The organism is Floridaenema aerugineum BLCC-F46, from assembly GCF_041929345.1.
Lineage (GTDB): Bacteria > Cyanobacteriota > Cyanobacteriia > Cyanobacteriales > Aerosakkonemataceae > Floridanema > Floridanema aerugineum.
In genome coordinates this window covers 1-14,523 of record NZ_JBHFNQ010000270.1, presented here as the reverse complement: position 1 = coordinate 14,523, position 14,523 = coordinate 1, and the positions used below count along the sequence as shown (strand labels likewise).

General features: G+C 40.4%; 15 protein-coding genes. 13 read left to right on the top strand and 2 right to left on the bottom strand.

Features of this window, described 5'->3' with window-relative positions; translation table 11 throughout:
* Window positions 1–9: 9 nt before the first annotated feature.
* Window positions 10–756 carry a creatininase family protein gene (locus tag ACE1CC_RS36130; protein ID WP_413275266.1) on the bottom strand — a complete coding sequence of 249 codons (747 nt, stop codon included), beginning with the start codon at window positions 754–756 and terminating at the stop codon, window positions 10–12.
* 97 nt (window positions 757–853) lie between these two features.
* Here ACE1CC_RS36130 and ACE1CC_RS36125 point away from each other — a divergent pair, with 97 nt between their 5' ends.
* From ACE1CC_RS36125 to phoU, 11 genes are all read left to right on the top strand, one after another.
* Window positions 854–1,171, top strand: a complete 318-nt coding sequence (locus ACE1CC_RS36125) for an ArsR/SmtB family transcription factor (protein WP_413275265.1) — start codon at window positions 854–856, stop codon at window positions 1,169–1,171.
* 156 nt (window positions 1,172–1,327) lie between these two features.
* Entirely contained in the window at window positions 1,328–2,350 is a 1,023-nt protein-coding gene (locus ACE1CC_RS36120; RefSeq protein WP_413275264.1) for a PstS family phosphate ABC transporter substrate-binding protein, read from the top strand.
* A 167-nt stretch (window positions 2,351–2,517) separates the two neighbouring features.
* Window positions 2,518–3,651 (top strand): ACR3 family arsenite efflux transporter, encoded by a 1,134-nt coding sequence (arsB, locus tag ACE1CC_RS36115; protein ID WP_413275263.1) that lies wholly within the window; start codon window positions 2,518–2,520, stop codon window positions 3,649–3,651.
* A 102-nt stretch (window positions 3,652–3,753) separates the two neighbouring features.
* Window positions 3,754–4,161 (top strand): arsenate reductase, glutathione/glutaredoxin type, encoded by a 408-nt coding sequence (gene arsC / locus ACE1CC_RS36110; protein ID WP_413275262.1) that lies wholly within the window; start codon window positions 3,754–3,756, stop codon window positions 4,159–4,161.
* Window positions 4,162–4,168: 7 nt separating this feature from the next.
* Window positions 4,169–4,624 (top strand): phosphatase domain-containing putative toxin, encoded by a 456-nt coding sequence (locus ACE1CC_RS36105; protein WP_413275261.1) that lies wholly within the window; start codon window positions 4,169–4,171, stop codon window positions 4,622–4,624.
* Window positions 4,624–5,292 carry an arsenical resistance protein ArsH gene (arsH, locus tag ACE1CC_RS36100; protein WP_413275260.1) on the top strand — a complete coding sequence of 223 codons (669 nt, stop codon included), beginning with the start codon at window positions 4,624–4,626 and terminating at the stop codon, window positions 5,290–5,292. Before ACE1CC_RS36105 ends, arsH begins: the two co-directional genes overlap by 1 nt.
* Window positions 5,293–5,458: 166 nt before the next feature.
* Complete coding sequence (locus ACE1CC_RS36095; protein WP_413275259.1) at window positions 5,459–5,701, top strand: thioredoxin family protein; 243 nt, start codon at window positions 5,459–5,461, stop codon at window positions 5,699–5,701.
* A gap of 8 nt (window positions 5,702–5,709) precedes the next feature.
* A complete protein-coding gene (locus ACE1CC_RS36090; RefSeq protein WP_413275258.1) occupies window positions 5,710–6,699 on the top strand; it encodes a permease in 990 nt (329 codons plus the stop codon).
* Between the two features lie 136 nt (window positions 6,700–6,835).
* Window positions 6,836–7,588, top strand: coding sequence for a winged helix-turn-helix domain-containing protein (locus ACE1CC_RS36085; protein WP_413275257.1), 753 nt, complete (start codon window positions 6,836–6,838; stop codon window positions 7,586–7,588).
* Window positions 7,589–7,673: 85 nt separating this feature from the next.
* Complete coding sequence (locus ACE1CC_RS36080; RefSeq protein ID WP_413275256.1) at window positions 7,674–8,984, top strand: sensor histidine kinase; 1,311 nt, start codon at window positions 7,674–7,676, stop codon at window positions 8,982–8,984.
* 40 nt (window positions 8,985–9,024) lie between these two features.
* Complete coding sequence (gene phoU, locus ACE1CC_RS36075; RefSeq protein ID WP_413275255.1) at window positions 9,025–9,693, top strand: phosphate signaling complex protein PhoU; 669 nt, start codon at window positions 9,025–9,027, stop codon at window positions 9,691–9,693.
* Between the two features lie 167 nt (window positions 9,694–9,860).
* Here the strand turns inward: phoU and ACE1CC_RS36070 are convergent, their stop codons facing one another.
* Window positions 9,861–12,308: a VIT domain-containing protein gene (locus tag ACE1CC_RS36070; protein WP_413275254.1), complete on the bottom strand. Its 2,448-nt coding sequence runs from the start codon at window positions 12,306–12,308 to the stop codon at window positions 9,861–9,863.
* Window positions 12,309–12,581: 273 nt separating this feature from the next.
* Between ACE1CC_RS36070 and ACE1CC_RS36065 the strand changes: the two genes are divergently transcribed.
* Window positions 12,582–14,087, top strand: coding sequence for an NB-ARC domain-containing protein (locus ACE1CC_RS36065; protein WP_413275253.1), 1,506 nt, complete (start codon window positions 12,582–12,584; stop codon window positions 14,085–14,087).
* 76 nt (window positions 14,088–14,163) lie between these two features.
* Window positions 14,164–14,394: a hypothetical protein gene (locus tag ACE1CC_RS36060; RefSeq protein WP_413275252.1), complete on the top strand. Its 231-nt coding sequence runs from the start codon at window positions 14,164–14,166 to the stop codon at window positions 14,392–14,394.
* The last annotated feature ends 129 nt before the right edge of the window (window positions 14,395–14,523 follow it).

The following is a 14,523-nucleotide window of genomic DNA, read 5'->3' as shown; positions in this document are numbered from 1 at the left end:
GGTCAACCCTTACCCAGCATTGAGAAATTCCAAATATCCATTACTTAATTCTTTCACCGCTAAATCATAAAATTGTTTCCCATGTTCCGGTGTCGCTAAAGCAGGGTTAGATCCCATTCTGCCATCAGGGTAACGTTTACGAAAATCGATCGCACCATAAATACTATGTCCTTTGCCAACTTCTTCCGCAAGTTGCCCTTGTTTAATTGCTTCTGGATACACAAATTGGGTAACAGCTACTTCGCTAGGAGTCCCATGAGAACCTTCTTGCTCTCCATACAATTCTTTAGCTAATTTATAAACAGAACCACACATAAACCAGTTGGCAACTTGGCATTTTACTTGCTCGTGATTTCTAATATTTAAATCTGCTAAATGCGCGTAAGTTTCGGCAAAAGCGGCTTTCATTGTGGCAATATTTCCGCCATGTCCGTTAATAAAAAAGAACTTAGTAAATCCGGCTTTTGCCAAACAAGTTACATAGTCTTTAATTAATAGAATCATCGTACTCGGACGCAAGCTAATTGTACCAGGAAAACCTGTATGATGTAACGCCATCCCAACATTAATTGTTGGCCCAACCATTGCGTTAATTTCTTCTCCTACTCCTTTGGCGATCGCCTCCGCACAAATCGCATCCGTACCAATTAATCCTGTTGGCCCATGTTGTTCAGTAGAACCAATTGGCATAATAATGCCCGTAGATTTTTCTAAATAAGCTTCTACTTCTGTCCAAGTGCTTAAATGTAGCAGCATTCCCAGTTCTCAGTTGTTGTACAGGTTTCATTTTAAAGAAATGCTGCTAAATGTGCCAAAAAAAGTTTAAGATGAGGTTATGTATTAAAAAAAATTGATGGTACATTCACTCACACCCACCCAACTCAGTGCCGGGTTTCATGCCTTGTCTGACCCTCTGCGCTTGCAAATCATTGACTTACTGCGACAGAGAGAATTGTGTGTCTGCGAATTATGCGAACAGCTAGAAGTCAGTCAATCTAAACTCTCTTTTCACCTGAAAACCCTTAAGGAAGCGGGTTTAGTGCGTTCTCAGCAAGAAGGACGCTGGATTTATTACAGCCTAAATTTGTCTCAGTTTGTGGTTTTAGAGCAGTTTTTGGCAGATTATCGCCGCTTTAGTCCGATCGCCCCCGCCCGCACTTGCCAGGAGTAAAGAGCAATCATCAAGTTTTATTGAAATGTACTTGACAAATCAAGTTTTTTTGAAATGATGGGAGTACGGGCGAAGCATTTGGGCAGAAAGTCTAGGTTTTAGATGAGAAATTCTGACCCAAATGCTTCGCCCCTACATTCACTGGGGGAGGCTATTATGAACGCGACGGAAAAGCCCAAAGCTTTTAGATTAAGAAAAATTGCTTTAATTGTGGGTGTAGCGGCACTGTTGAACTCATGTGCTGAGGTACAATCGCAGCAGAAACCGATTAAAATTGATGGTTCGAGTACGGTTTATCCGATCACGAGTGCGATCGCCAAAAATTACCAAAAAACCAATCCCAACACAAAAATAGAAACTGGTTTTTCTGGGACTACGGGAGGGTTTAGAAAATTCTGCGCCAAAGAAGTAGATATTGCCGATGCTTCCCGTCCAATTAATGCTCAAGAAATGCAAGCTTGCAACAAAGCTGGGGTAAGATTTATTGAATTACCTGTAGCTTTTGATGCCTTAACTGTAGTAGTTAATCCGCAAAATACTTGGGCGCAAGACATCACTGTAGCTGAGTTAAAAAGAATTTGGGAACCAGCGGCAGAAGGTAAAATTACTAATTGGAATCAAGTTAGACCGGGATGGCCCGATCGACCTTTAAAATTATTTGGCCCCGGTAAAGATTCAGGAACATTTGACTATTTTACCGAAGCTGTAGTTGGCAAAGTTGATGCTAGCCGAAACGATTATACAGCTAGCGAAGATGACGAAGTAATTGCCAAAGGAGTAATCCAAGATCCTAATGCTTTGGGATATTTTGGATTAGCTTATTACGAAGATAATCAAGGTAAGTTAAAGGCAGTTCCAGTTAATAGTGGAAAAGGAGCGATCGCACCTTCTTTGAAAACCGTAGAAGCGAATCAATATCAACCTTTAGCCCGTCCTTTGTTCATCTACGTTAATGCCAAAGCCGCCCAAGATAATCCTGAATTAAAAGACTTTGTAAAATTCTACATCAAAAATGCACCGCAAGCAGTAAAAACTGTCGGTTATGTACCTTTACCAGAAGAAGGTTATCGCCTTGCTGAAGTGCATTTTAACCGAGCAAAAGTAGGAACAGTATTTGATGGTAAAGCCCAGCTAGATTTAACCTTAGCCGAGTTATTACGCAAACAAGCGAAATTCTAATTTGCCATTTAAGGATTCAAAAGCTTTCAGTCCATTTTAATGGACTTAAGCTATTAGCCTGCGAATTGATTCGCAGGTGGGCTAAAAGCACAGGTGTAAGATTTCAGTCCATCCCCAAAATCTGCACCAAAGATTATTGAACATAAAAGAAGTGGAAATCTGAACTAATGGCTGGAAATACGAAAAAAGTAGAAGCGGGTAGCAACCTCAGTTTCTTTGAAAAATATCTAACAGTTTGGGTATTTTTGTGCATCGTTGCTGGCATTATTTTGGGAAGAATTTTCCCTCAAATTGCCGTTACTTTAGATGCAATGAGTATCTATCAGGTATCAATCCCGATCGCCATTTGCCTATTTTTCATGATGTATCCCATCATGGTAAAAATTGATTTTACCCAAGCAGCAAATGCGATCAGAACACCTAAACCTGTAATTTTAACTTTGGTAGTCAATTGGTTAATTAAACCATTCACAATGGTAGTATTTGCCCAATTCTTTTTAGGTTGGTTATTTCGCCCCTTAATTACCGGAACTGAAATAATTAGAGGTGTAGAAGTTCCCCTAGCAAATTCTTACATTGCGGGAACAATTTTATTAGGAATTGCCCCTTGTACAGCAATGGTTTTAATGTGGGGATATCTCTGTTATGGCAATCAAGGACATACTTTAGTAATGGTAGCAGTAAACTCCTTAGCAATGCTGTTTTTATATGCACCGTTAGGGAGATGGTTACTAGCAGCAAATAACTTAGTTGTACCTTGGGAAACCATAGTTTTATCAGTGTTAGTTTATGTAGGTTTGCCATTAGCAGCGGGAATGTACAGCCGTTATTGGATTTTCAAGCATAAAGGTAAAAGATGGTTTGAAGAGAACTTTTTGCATTATCTGAGTCCGATCGCAATTTCTGCTCTTTTAATTACCTTAGTGTTACTATTTGCTTTCAAAGGCGAACTAATAGTTAACAATCCTCTGCACATTTTGTTAATAGCCGTTCCCCTCTTCATTCAAACCAACTTCATCTTTTTGATTAGCTACGTAGCCGCCTTAAAAATGAATCTTGCTTATGAAGATTCAGCACCAGCAGCATTAATTGGCGCAAGTAATCATTTTGAAGTGGCGATCGCCACATCAGTCACCTTATTTGGATTAAATTCTGGTGCAGCATTAGCCACAGTAGTAGGAGTTTTAATTGAAGTACCAGTCATGTTAATGCTGGTAGAAATTTGCAAAAAAACCGCATTTTGGTTTCCCAGAGAACCGGAAAAAGCAACTTTATTCGATCCTCGTTGTTTGAAAATGTAATATCCGTAGGGGCGGGGTTAGCCAAAAATTGAAATTTCTAGTAATTAAGTTGAAAGTCAAAACCCGCCCAACCCAAACCATTTACACAGAGAGTAATAAATCATGAAAAAAGTGATGTTTGTTTGTAAGAAAAACTCGGCCCGATCGCAAATGGCAGAAGGATTTGCCAAGCATCTTGGAGGTGGTTTAATTGAAGTTACCAGTTCTGGACTAGAAGCTTCTGAAGTTAGACCAGAAGCGATCGCCACAATGAAAGATGCAGGTCTAGATATTAGCCGCCAAACCTCAAAAGCCTTGAGTGAATTTAAACCTGAAGATTTCGATATTGTGATTTCCCTTTGTGGATGTGGTGTAAATCTTCCCCCCCAATGGCTGACAAGAGAAGTATTTGAAGATTGGCAGTTAGACGATCCAGCCGAACAACCAGAGATTTTCCCCAGAGTGCGGGATGAGATTCGCCATCGAGTAGTTCGTCTAATTGAAACCTTACAAGTTCCAAATATTGCATAGGTAACTAATGGAAGAACCACAACCAATTCTAGAAAACCTTTGGTGGGTGATTCCGGGAAAATTAGCCGGAGTACGGAAACCTCTGCCAGAGGAAATGGCTCAACTCAAAGCAGCGGGGATTGGAGCGATCGTCTCCGTAATGGACGATTCTGCAAATCTTGACTTGTATCAACAGGCAAACCTCGATTACCACTGGCTACCCACAAAAGGCGGAAAAGCCCCTACTGTAGAACAGATTCAGGTACTTCAAGCCTTCGTTGAGCAGCAAAATCAATTAGGCAAAGCTGTTGCAGTGCATTGTACTAGTGGCAATCGCCGGACGGGAACGATGCTGGCAGCCTATCTGATTCTGACAGGAACTCCCTACGATGAAGCAATGCAGATCGTCCAAACCGCCAATCCCAATGCTGAGTTACGAGAGGCTCAACTCACCTTTTTGCAGTCGTTGACGGAACATCAATAATGACCAAGTTTGACCATCCTCCGAGAATTTTGTTTCTTTATGGTTCGTTGCGCGATCGTTCTTATAGCCGTTTATTAGCAGAAGAAGCGGCTCGAATTATTCAGGAGTTTGGCGCAGAGGTAAAGTTTTTCGATCCGCGAGAACTACCGATTTACGGTAGCGTTCCTGATAGTCATCCCAAAGTACAGGAACTCCGGGGATTAAGCCAGTGGTCTGAGGGACAAGTTTGGTCTAGCCCCGAATTACACGGTCAAATTAGCGGTATCATGAAAAACCAAATTGACTGGATTCCCCTCAGTATTGGAGCAATCAGACCAACTCAAGGAAGAACTTTAGCCGTTATGCAAGTGAGTGGTGGTTCTCAATCTTTCAATGCTGTAAATACCCTTCGCATTTTAGGGCGTTGGATGCGGATGTTCACGATTCCCAACCAATCTTCTGTAGCTAAAGCTTACCAGGAGTTTAATGAAGATGGAACGATGAAAGATTCACCTTATCGCGATCGCGTTGTCGATGTCATGGAGGAACTTTATAAGTTTACCTTGCTGTTGCGAGGAGAGGTGGATTATTTGTGCGATCGCTACAGCGAGCGAAAAGAAAAAGGCGCTCAGGAAACAATAACTGACATTCGCAAAACGATTAATGAAGTCAATCTTAGCCGAATCTAATCAAATTTAACCCTTGTAGAACTTACGCAAAACCTCTACAAGTAGGGTGCGTTAGTGTTAACGTAACGCACCATCTAACTTCTTATAAAACAGTTAAGAATCGCTCTATAACCGAGTAATAAAACTTATACTATAAAAAGTAATTTAACACCTGAACTTCACAACTATGACTAACATCAAAGTAGAAATTCTCGGTTCCGGCTGCAAAAAATGTCATCAATTAGAAGAAAACGCCAAAAAAGCCATTTCCGACTTAGGAATAGCCGCCGAACTTGAGCATATTACCGATCAAATAGAAATAGTCAAACGGGGAGTAATGTCCACTCCAGCATTAGCGGTAAATGGCAAAGTAGTTAGTAAAGGAAAAGTAATTTCTCCCGAAGAAATCAAGCCATTATTGCAGGTGTAAACTCAAAAATGTTCGATCCATTTTATCCCTTCGATTGGCTAGCCAGCAAAATCGTTACTAAATTATTCGGCTTATCCTTAGACACACATTTAGGTGCAAGCCTGCATTTTTTCCTTTACGACGTTCCCAAAGTTCTCACATTGCTGCTAGTCATAAGTTTTATAGTGGGGACAGTGCAAACCTTCTTAGAACCGGAAAAAGTGCGATATTGGCTAGGAGGAAAACGCACAATTTGGGGAAATTGTTTAGCTGCTACTATTGGCATTGTTACACCATTTTGTTCTTGTTCAGCAGTTCCCTTATTCATTGGATTTTTAGAAGCCGGAGTTCCATTAGGAGTAACATTTTCCTATTTAATTTCCGCGCCGATGGTGAACGAAGTAGCGGTAATATTGTTGTGGGGATTGTTTGGTTTTAAAGTCACTTTGATTTATATTGGGTTTGGGGTGATATTGGCGATCGCAGCCGGATACACAATCAGCCTACTCAAACTAGAAAACTGGGTAGAACCCTTCGTTTGGGAACTACAAAAATCTCGGCAAAACCAAGAACTAGACGAAACAGAAACCGAAATTCCCTTAACTTGGAAACAGAGAATTACTCAAGGTCAATATTCAGCCACAGAAATCTTTAAAACAGTATCGCCTTACGTAGTTGGAGGAATAGCCATTGGTGCAGCAATTCACGGTTATGCACCAGCAGATATAATTACCAAATGGGCAGGAAATAACAATCCATTCGCCGTACCAATTGCCGCACTAATTGGCGTTCCCTTGTATGCTAATATTGCCGGAGTTTTGCCAATTACAGAAGCCTTAGTCAGCAAAGGAATGTCATTAGGAACAGTGCTTTCCTTCACAATGGCAGTCACCGCCCTATCATTACCAGAAATTGTAATTTTACGCAAAGTCTTACGTCCGCAGTTACTAGCAGTATTCATTTCCCTAGTAACTGTAGGTATTATCAGCATTGGCTACCTTTTCAACGCCTTATTGTAACCGTAGATTTACAGATATATTGAGAAAAATTTAAAGTTTCAGTGCAAATTTGGAAATTTTTCTGTTGCCTCTGCCATGAGTTGCACCGATCGCGTTATTGTTTTGATGGAACAAGTCTGCACTAACTTCCTCAATCATGTTTTCCCTTGAGATAACACCAAATCAATCAGGAACCGAAATCGGTCAAAAGAGACGCATCCTAGTAGTAGAAGACGAAGACTTGATTCGTGAAATGCTAGTCATGGCGTTACAGGAACAAGACTACGAAGTACTCACTGCTGCTGACGGACAAAAAGCAATTAGTATTCTCCAAAATGCCAGCACTGAAACTGGAGAACCATTAATTGACCTACTAGTGCTAGACATTATGCTACCGCTAGTCAATGGATTAGACATTTGTCGGTTACTTCGTCGCCAAGGTAATCCAGTCCCCATATTAATACTCAGTGCCAAAGGCAGCGAGACCGATCGAGTATTAGGCTTAGAAGTAGGCGCAGACGACTACCTCACCAAACCCTTCAGTATGCGGGAATTTGTCGCCCGTTGTCGCGCCTTACTCCGTCGTCAACGCCTCAGCGGATTAACACAACCATCAATATTGCAATATAAAGAGATTACCCTCTATCCCCAAGAATGTCGTGTCTTACTACAGGGAGAAGAAATCAACCTTGCCCCCAAAGAATACCGCATCCTAGAATTATTTATGAGCTATCCTCGGCGCGTGTGGTCGCGAGAACAACTACTCGACCAAGTTTGGGGACAAGATTTTGTCGGAGATAGTAAAACCGTCGATGTCCACATTCGCTGGATGCGGGAGAAATTGGAAAAAGATCCTAGTCGCCCAGAATACATTATTACCATTCGCGGATTTGGTTATCGGTTTGGGTAGTTGTTAATTGTTAGTGATTGGGTCGATAGTGTTGATATGTGGTTAGTTGATAGTTATCATTGGTCGCTAACCACCGATCGCACAAATGTCAATAATTGAATTTCTGATAGGTTTACTAATAGGATTAGCATTTTCCCTATTCTGGCGAATGCGCTTTAATCAAAAATTAAAGCACTTATTGCTATCTCTCCAAATACAAGGTACTGACTCAGCCTTACCAGTAATCTCTCGTTTGCGTCGAGGAATAACTTTAGCAAATGAACATCGCCAACTACTAGAAAGCGAAATCCAAACTTGGCAAGAAATTCTCCAAATAGCACCCTGCGGCTTTCTCATGGTAGATGAAGAAAACCAGCTAATTTGGTGTAACGAACAAGCAAGGCAAATGTTAAACATAGATAGATGGGAACCTGGACAAGTGCGCTTGCTACTTGAATTAGTCCGTTCTTACGAACTCGACGTATTAATCGATCAAACTCGTCACCAACAGCAACCAATCAAACAAGAATGGCTATTTCATCCCAATTACTCCAACACAGAAACAGGAGAATATCAAGAACATCTCATCCCCAAATCTCTCACCCTCCGAGCTACCAGTTTGCCCTTATCCAATGGGCGAGTTGGAGTATTCTTAGAAAATCGTCAAGCCTTAGTTGAACTTTCCCAAGCACAGAATCGTTGGGTATCAGATTTAGCACACGAATTAAGAACTCCCCTGACTTCGATTCGTTTGGTAGCAGAAGCTTTACAAGACCGTTTAGAACCACCATTAAGCCGTTGGGTAGAGCGATTATTACCAGAAGTTAATCGACTGATTAACTTAGTACAAGATTGGTTAGAACTCAGCCAACTAGAAACTGATTCTAGCAATCAGTTGCGCTGTAAATCTTTAGATTTACACACATTAATTTGTTCTGTTTGGCAAAGTTTAGAACCTTTATATAATGCCAAAAATCTGAAATTCAACTATTTTGGCCCCGAAATCTTGTCAATAGAAGCTGACGAGTCTCGTTTATACCGAGTATTTTTAAACATTCTCGATAATAGTATTAAATACAGTCCTGAAGCCGGAGAAATCAGAGTTGTATTTAACATCTATCCAGAGACAGGTATTCCCGAATTTGTAGAGATTAATATTATAGATTGCGGCCCCGGATTTCCTGAGTTAGATTTACCTTATGTTTTTGAAAGGCTATATCGTGGAGATCTTTCTCGGCAAAGGCAAACAAAATCTACTTCAGAATCAGAAGGTACAATTAAATCTAGTACAACAGGTAGTGGTTTGGGGTTAGCGATCGTCCGCCAAATCATCTTAGCTCATGGTGGTTCCGTCATCGCCAAAAATCACCCCCAAACAGGTGGCGCTTGGCTGAAAATAGAATTACCTTTTGAATAAAATTTAGATACTCACACCTTATTTGGTAGATAAATTTAGGGTGAACTCCTCTCCTTTCAACCCCCCACCCGAACGCATCAACTTTGAGCGCAGTCTTAGGCGCTTAGAACGTGATGTCTTAAGAATGGGTGCATTAGTCGAACAATCTTTCCGTCTGTGTCATCAGTCCCTATTTAACCGCGACTTAGCCGCCGCAGAGGAAATTCCTTTAATGGATAAACAAATTGACCAACTCTACCGCCAAATAGAGTTAGATTGTGCTGCCCTTATCACATTACAAGCACCAGTAGCTCAAGACGTGCGGCTATTAAGCGCCTATATGCAATTAGTCCGAGATTTAGAACGAATAGGCGATTATGCCAAAGATTTAGCTGAAATTTCTGTCAAACTCTTTCCCTACCCACCTCACGCCTATTTATCAGAAATCGCTAGTATGTCCCATCAAGCTCAAGCAATGCTAGCCATGAGCTTAGTCGCTTTGGCTGATTTAGACGCAGAAGCTGGAATCCGAGTTAAACAACAAGATGATGTAGTCGATATCGCCTATGAAACTTTTTACCAACGCCTAGCTGGACAACGCGACATCCAAGGCGTAGTCGAACCAATCTTACTATTAGTCTTAGTCATCCGCCACTTGGAACGCATGGCAGACCACGCCACTAACATCGGTCAAAGAGTCGCTTACATTGTCACTGGACATCGCTGTTGATGGCAAAACTACTGGTTCTCCCGTACTTGTGGTGGATTTTGGGGATTGGAGACTGGGGACTGGGGACTAGGGACTGGGAAACCTTGTAAAGAACCCTTGTAGAGACGTTGTATACAACGTCTCTACATTCTTTGAAAGGAGAGGTCTATTGCTAATGCTAGTTCAGATTATGTGTGAATGCGAATAGTCAGTTTAATCGTATTGCTAATAGCTTCAGGAGGTTGCCAAGTCAAGAGCGATCGCCTCATCAACCGAACAACTTTATCATCTTTCACAGAAGATGCTTCTTCATCCCAAACAACTTGTTTGACTCTTCCTTTTTTGACCTGAAATTCAAAAACTAAATCACCACTAAATCCATCTGGTAACATCAGTAATTGCAGATGTTTCGTGAGAAGTTCGATCGCATTTTCATCCAGTCCGATCGCACTCAAAATTTGTAAAGGTTGCACAGGAAATACAGATGAAGTTTCTGACATTGGTATGGATTCTAACTCTGCAAAATCCAACTCATCTTCTCCAAAGGCTTCTGCAAACGCATCAAAGGATTCTGCTGACTCTTCAAATGAATCTTCAAAAAACATATTATTCTCTGAATCTGGAGGTGAAGAACTAACTTCCGGTTTTTGAAACCATTTCGGCAACCATGATTTTACTGGAGCTTTGGGAGCATATAGCCGAGGTGCAGAGCGAGATATTTCAACCCTTGGTGCAGCAGCATAAGCAACATTACTAAAAACCCCTTGATAGTTAACACCTTCTGGCATTTCTACAGGTACTTGTACAGAAACAGAACTTTCTGTTGCATCAACTCGCACATCATCACTAACAGCAACAAAAGCCGTATATTGCGATAGTAATTGATAAGAAAGAGCCGTATCTGTTACCGCTTCTACACCTTTTTTGGTATCTCCACTCACCATTTGATTCGTTAAATCTTTGATGCGAGAACGTCCCCAAAGTTGAGCAATAGCAGGATTACCAACATCATCAAAGTTCAAATTGAAAGTTTGTTGATAGCGAATTCCTCCAGCAACAATGCCGTTAATCTGCAATTTTCCGGCAAGTTTGTCTAGTTTACGTCCAAACAAAACTAAGGGTTGCTGGGCAAATAAATCTGGCGGTGTTTGCGGATAAATAATTGGCGATTCTCCTTCACCTTCCCATTGCCAGTTAATGTTACCTAACACGGGATTATTGATTTGATGAAAGAAGTTTTCTACAACTTCATTAACTGGTTCATCATGACGAATAATCCGAGAAATTCCTCGTCCGATTTCAGCAATTCGGTTCAAAAGAAAGCGATTAACTGAACTACCAGCACCAAAGCTATGAAGGCGGTTTCCTAGTTTTAAATTCTGTTGAACTTCTGCCAAAATTTGATTTTCGTTGCCGATATAACCATCAGTTAATAAAACAATAGTTCGTAACCTTCCCGGATCTGTAACGGGGAAATTTAAAACTGCACGAATTCCGTGTAATAATTCGGTTCCGCCACTGGCATTTAATCGGTTGATATAGTTGATGGCGAGCGATCGATTTTGTGCAGTATTGGCTAAAGGAACAGGTGAAAGTTGCTGAGTTGTGTTAGCAAAATCAATAATGCTGAACGTATCATCAGGATTTAACCCATTAATAAAACGTCGCATTAATTCCTGACATTGCATCAACGGCGCACCTGACTGAGAACCGGAAGTATCAATCAGAAATACTACATCTTTCGGCACAATTTGATTTGGTTTATATTCAATTGCCGGAATTAGATAAACAGCAAAATGTCCGCCTCGTTCATCACTTTGGGTTAACACAGTTGTTTGTGTATCATCACCTGCAACTTGATAACGTAAAATCAAATCTTTGTTGGGAATGGTATCTCCGCCTGCTAAGTTTACTCCAACAATTTGATTTGATTGGGTAATTTGAATTTGGTGAGATGGCGAATAAACATTGCGAATTTCCACTCCCGCATCAATTTCCACAACCACATTAATATCATGTCGAGAACGAGTTCCTGGTGGTAAAATTGGTGCATTCAATCGCGAAGCATCAGGCACTAAATCAGTATCTTGATTTTGCATCATTGGTGCAGGTGCAGAACCACTACCAATTGTATTATCCTCGATCGTAGTTCCAGGAATATAACGAGGACCGACTACCATTGGAAACACAAATTCATAGTTACCTGCTTCAAATTTCAGGCTGTCACTATAGCGAATGATTACATCAATTTGTTCCCCTGGCTTGATGTTAGCTAGAGATTGAGTAAAAATGTTATCGCGTTCTTGTTCTAAAAGTCCAGCTGTGCGTCCTTCTTGTTTAGCTTGTTCGTAAATTTGTTGTGCTTCTTGACGTTTTTTAATGCTACCTTTGATTGTGCGATCGCCAATCCGAATCAGCATATCATCAACAGCTGCTTCATCAGGTAACGGGAAAATGTAAACAGCTTCCAGGGTAGTAGTAAAGGGATTTTCAAAAGTTTGAGTAACTTCTACCCGTGAAATATTTCCGGCAATTTTTGCTTGAACTTCGGTGTGTTTGAGTGGAAAAGCAATTTGTTGTTTGTTGGGAGTTTGAACGTATAAACCACCAGGTTGTTGTTTAATAGTTTGAGTCATAGTGGTAATCTCCTAGTGCGATCGTCTGATTATCTTTAGCGTAAACGAGTTGATTGGGGAAAAGTGCTCAGTTTTGTGTTCAGTTGATGCTCAGCAAGTAGTTGTAGGGTGCTCTACTACCATAAATCTGCTCGACAGCATCAAGGTTTAAATTTCTGACGCACCCTACTGATCGATTCAGTTGTGGATTTTTTAATTTCATTTAGTTAAAAATCGATAAACAGCAAGTTACGTTAAGCCAAAATAGAGATAATTTGCTCATTTCTTGGATATATGTCAAACTCGCTCAAAGTATCACCAGCAGGATTGATTATTGTAGACAAAGCACGTCAGCGTCGTGGTTGGACGAAAACCAGCACTGCTTGTTGGTGGCAAGATGCTCACACCTCTAAGGCTACTTTACGACGATTTTGGCAAGGAGAACGGATTCAACGCGATATTTTTATTGCTATTTGTCAGGCAGTTGGGATTAGCGATTGGTCAGAAATTGCCGATTTATCTGATATTGACTTAACTCCCAAATCGCAACTTACAACTCCCTTTGTTGATTGGGATGAAGCGCCAAATATAGAAGGTTTTTACGGACGCAATCAAGAATTAGAGCAATTAGAGCATTGGATAACAGATGGTTGTAAATTAGTAACAGTTGTCGGGATAGGTGGGATTGGTAAAACTTCATTGGCGCTAGCTTTAGCCGATCGCATTCAGACAAAATATAATTGTCTAATTTGGAAATCTCTGTCAACCTCTCCTGATTTACTTTCTTTATTAGAGCAAATTTTAAGTAGTTTAAATTATCCGGTTATTCAAGATGTTACTCAAGGTATAAAGCAATTAATTAAATTATTACAGCAACGTTGTTGTTTGCTAATATTAGATGGATTAGAAGCAGTTTTATCAAATAAAGAATCTGCAAGCACCTACAATTATTTTATTGAAATGTTGAGCCAAAGTCGCCATCAAAGCTGCATTCTCATCACCAGTCGAGAAAAGCTAAGTATAATTAATAATAATTCCCAAATATTTCGCTGTCTGACTTTACAGGGATTACCAAAAACTGATGCTGTCAAGCTTTTGCAATCTCAAGGATTTACAGGTAAAGAGTTAGGATTATCAGCTTTGATTAAACTTTATCGAGGTAATCCTTTAGCAATCAAGCTGATAATTCCTTTAATTCAATCGGTATTTGCTGGAAATGTTGCTGCATTTCTTAACCAAAATGCTTTGGTAATTGGCGATCGCCTAAACACCATCCTCCAACAACAATTTGAGCAACTCTCTGACTTAGAAAGAGACATTATTTACTGGTTAGCAATTTGGCAAGAACCTATTTCTTTTAGTCGGTTGCAATCTCACTTTTTAAGTTCACTCGATCCAGCTATGATTTTGACGGTAATCGCAGGTTTAGAAAAGCGATCGCTCTTAGAAAAATGGGTAAGTGAAAATGAATATTCATTTACGCTACAACCGTTGGTAATGAAATTTGTTACAGATAAATTAGTAGAAAATGCAGTGCAAGAAATTAATCAATTTGTGCCAAGTAATGAGATCGGTCATTTTAAAGTATTGCGAACTCATTGGTTGCTGCGACCGGGGACGGATGATATTGCAGGCGATCGCATTTTACTGCAACTAAGAGAACAATTATGGCGAACTTATGGCGCAACTCTTCCCCAAATCCTTAATCAAATCTTATCGCTTTTGTCGGATAAATCACCTTTAGCAATTGGCTATATAGGTTGTAATATAATGGCAATTTTTCACCACCTACACTCTTAGATAAAACTACTTTTAAGGGTTTTGCTAATCCAACTTACAAGCCACAAACCAAAAGCTTGGCTCTTTTGTACTTGTGGTGGAAAAGCCTAATTTTGGGGACTGGGGACTGGGGACTGGGATTCCTTATAAATCAAGTATTGCACCAATTAATCAGGTTTACTTATCACCACAAGTACGAAAAAACCAATATTTTGGCATTCTCGATCGGGTTCGATCAAAGTTGGTATATGCCCGCAGTGGATTAGAAATTATGAGCTATGTCGAGTCAGGCAATGCGGATGCCGGGATTGTGCATGATAGTTCATAAAACCATAGACAAATATCTTAGGTCTTATTTTGTAGGTGTGATCCTCACTGGGCAAACTACAATGCCCTCTATCCCATCGTCAAAGACATTTGGGACTGCTTTTCTCATGATGTTATAACTTCCATTCAC

Excerpts from the sequence above, each read along its gene's own strand:
- ACE1CC_RS36130 (WP_413275266.1), bottom strand. The coding sequence starts at position 756 with ATGCTGCTACATTTAAGCACTTGGACAGAAGTAGAAGCTTATTTAGAA.
- ACE1CC_RS36125 (WP_413275265.1), top strand. The coding sequence starts at position 854 with ATGGTACATTCACTCACACCCACCCAACTCAGTGCCGGGTTTCATGCC.
- ACE1CC_RS36120 (WP_413275264.1), top strand. The coding sequence starts at position 1,328 with ATGAACGCGACGGAAAAGCCCAAAGCTTTTAGATTAAGAAAAATTGCT.
- arsB (WP_413275263.1), top strand. The coding sequence starts at position 2,518 with ATGGCTGGAAATACGAAAAAAGTAGAAGCGGGTAGCAACCTCAGTTTC.
- arsC (WP_413275262.1), top strand. The coding sequence starts at position 3,754 with ATGAAAAAAGTGATGTTTGTTTGTAAGAAAAACTCGGCCCGATCGCAA.
- ACE1CC_RS36105 (WP_413275261.1), top strand. The coding sequence starts at position 4,169 with ATGGAAGAACCACAACCAATTCTAGAAAACCTTTGGTGGGTGATTCCG.
- arsH (WP_413275260.1), top strand. The coding sequence starts at position 4,624 with ATGACCAAGTTTGACCATCCTCCGAGAATTTTGTTTCTTTATGGTTCG.
- ACE1CC_RS36095 (WP_413275259.1), top strand. The coding sequence starts at position 5,459 with ATGACTAACATCAAAGTAGAAATTCTCGGTTCCGGCTGCAAAAAATGT.
- ACE1CC_RS36090 (WP_413275258.1), top strand. The coding sequence starts at position 5,710 with ATGTTCGATCCATTTTATCCCTTCGATTGGCTAGCCAGCAAAATCGTT.
- ACE1CC_RS36085 (WP_413275257.1), top strand. The coding sequence starts at position 6,836 with ATGTTTTCCCTTGAGATAACACCAAATCAATCAGGAACCGAAATCGGT.
- ACE1CC_RS36080 (WP_413275256.1), top strand. The coding sequence starts at position 7,674 with ATGTCAATAATTGAATTTCTGATAGGTTTACTAATAGGATTAGCATTT.
- ACE1CC_RS36070 (WP_413275254.1), bottom strand. The coding sequence starts at position 12,308 with ATGACTCAAACTATTAAACAACAACCTGGTGGTTTATACGTTCAAACT.
- ACE1CC_RS36065 (WP_413275253.1), top strand. The coding sequence starts at position 12,582 with ATGTCAAACTCGCTCAAAGTATCACCAGCAGGATTGATTATTGTAGAC.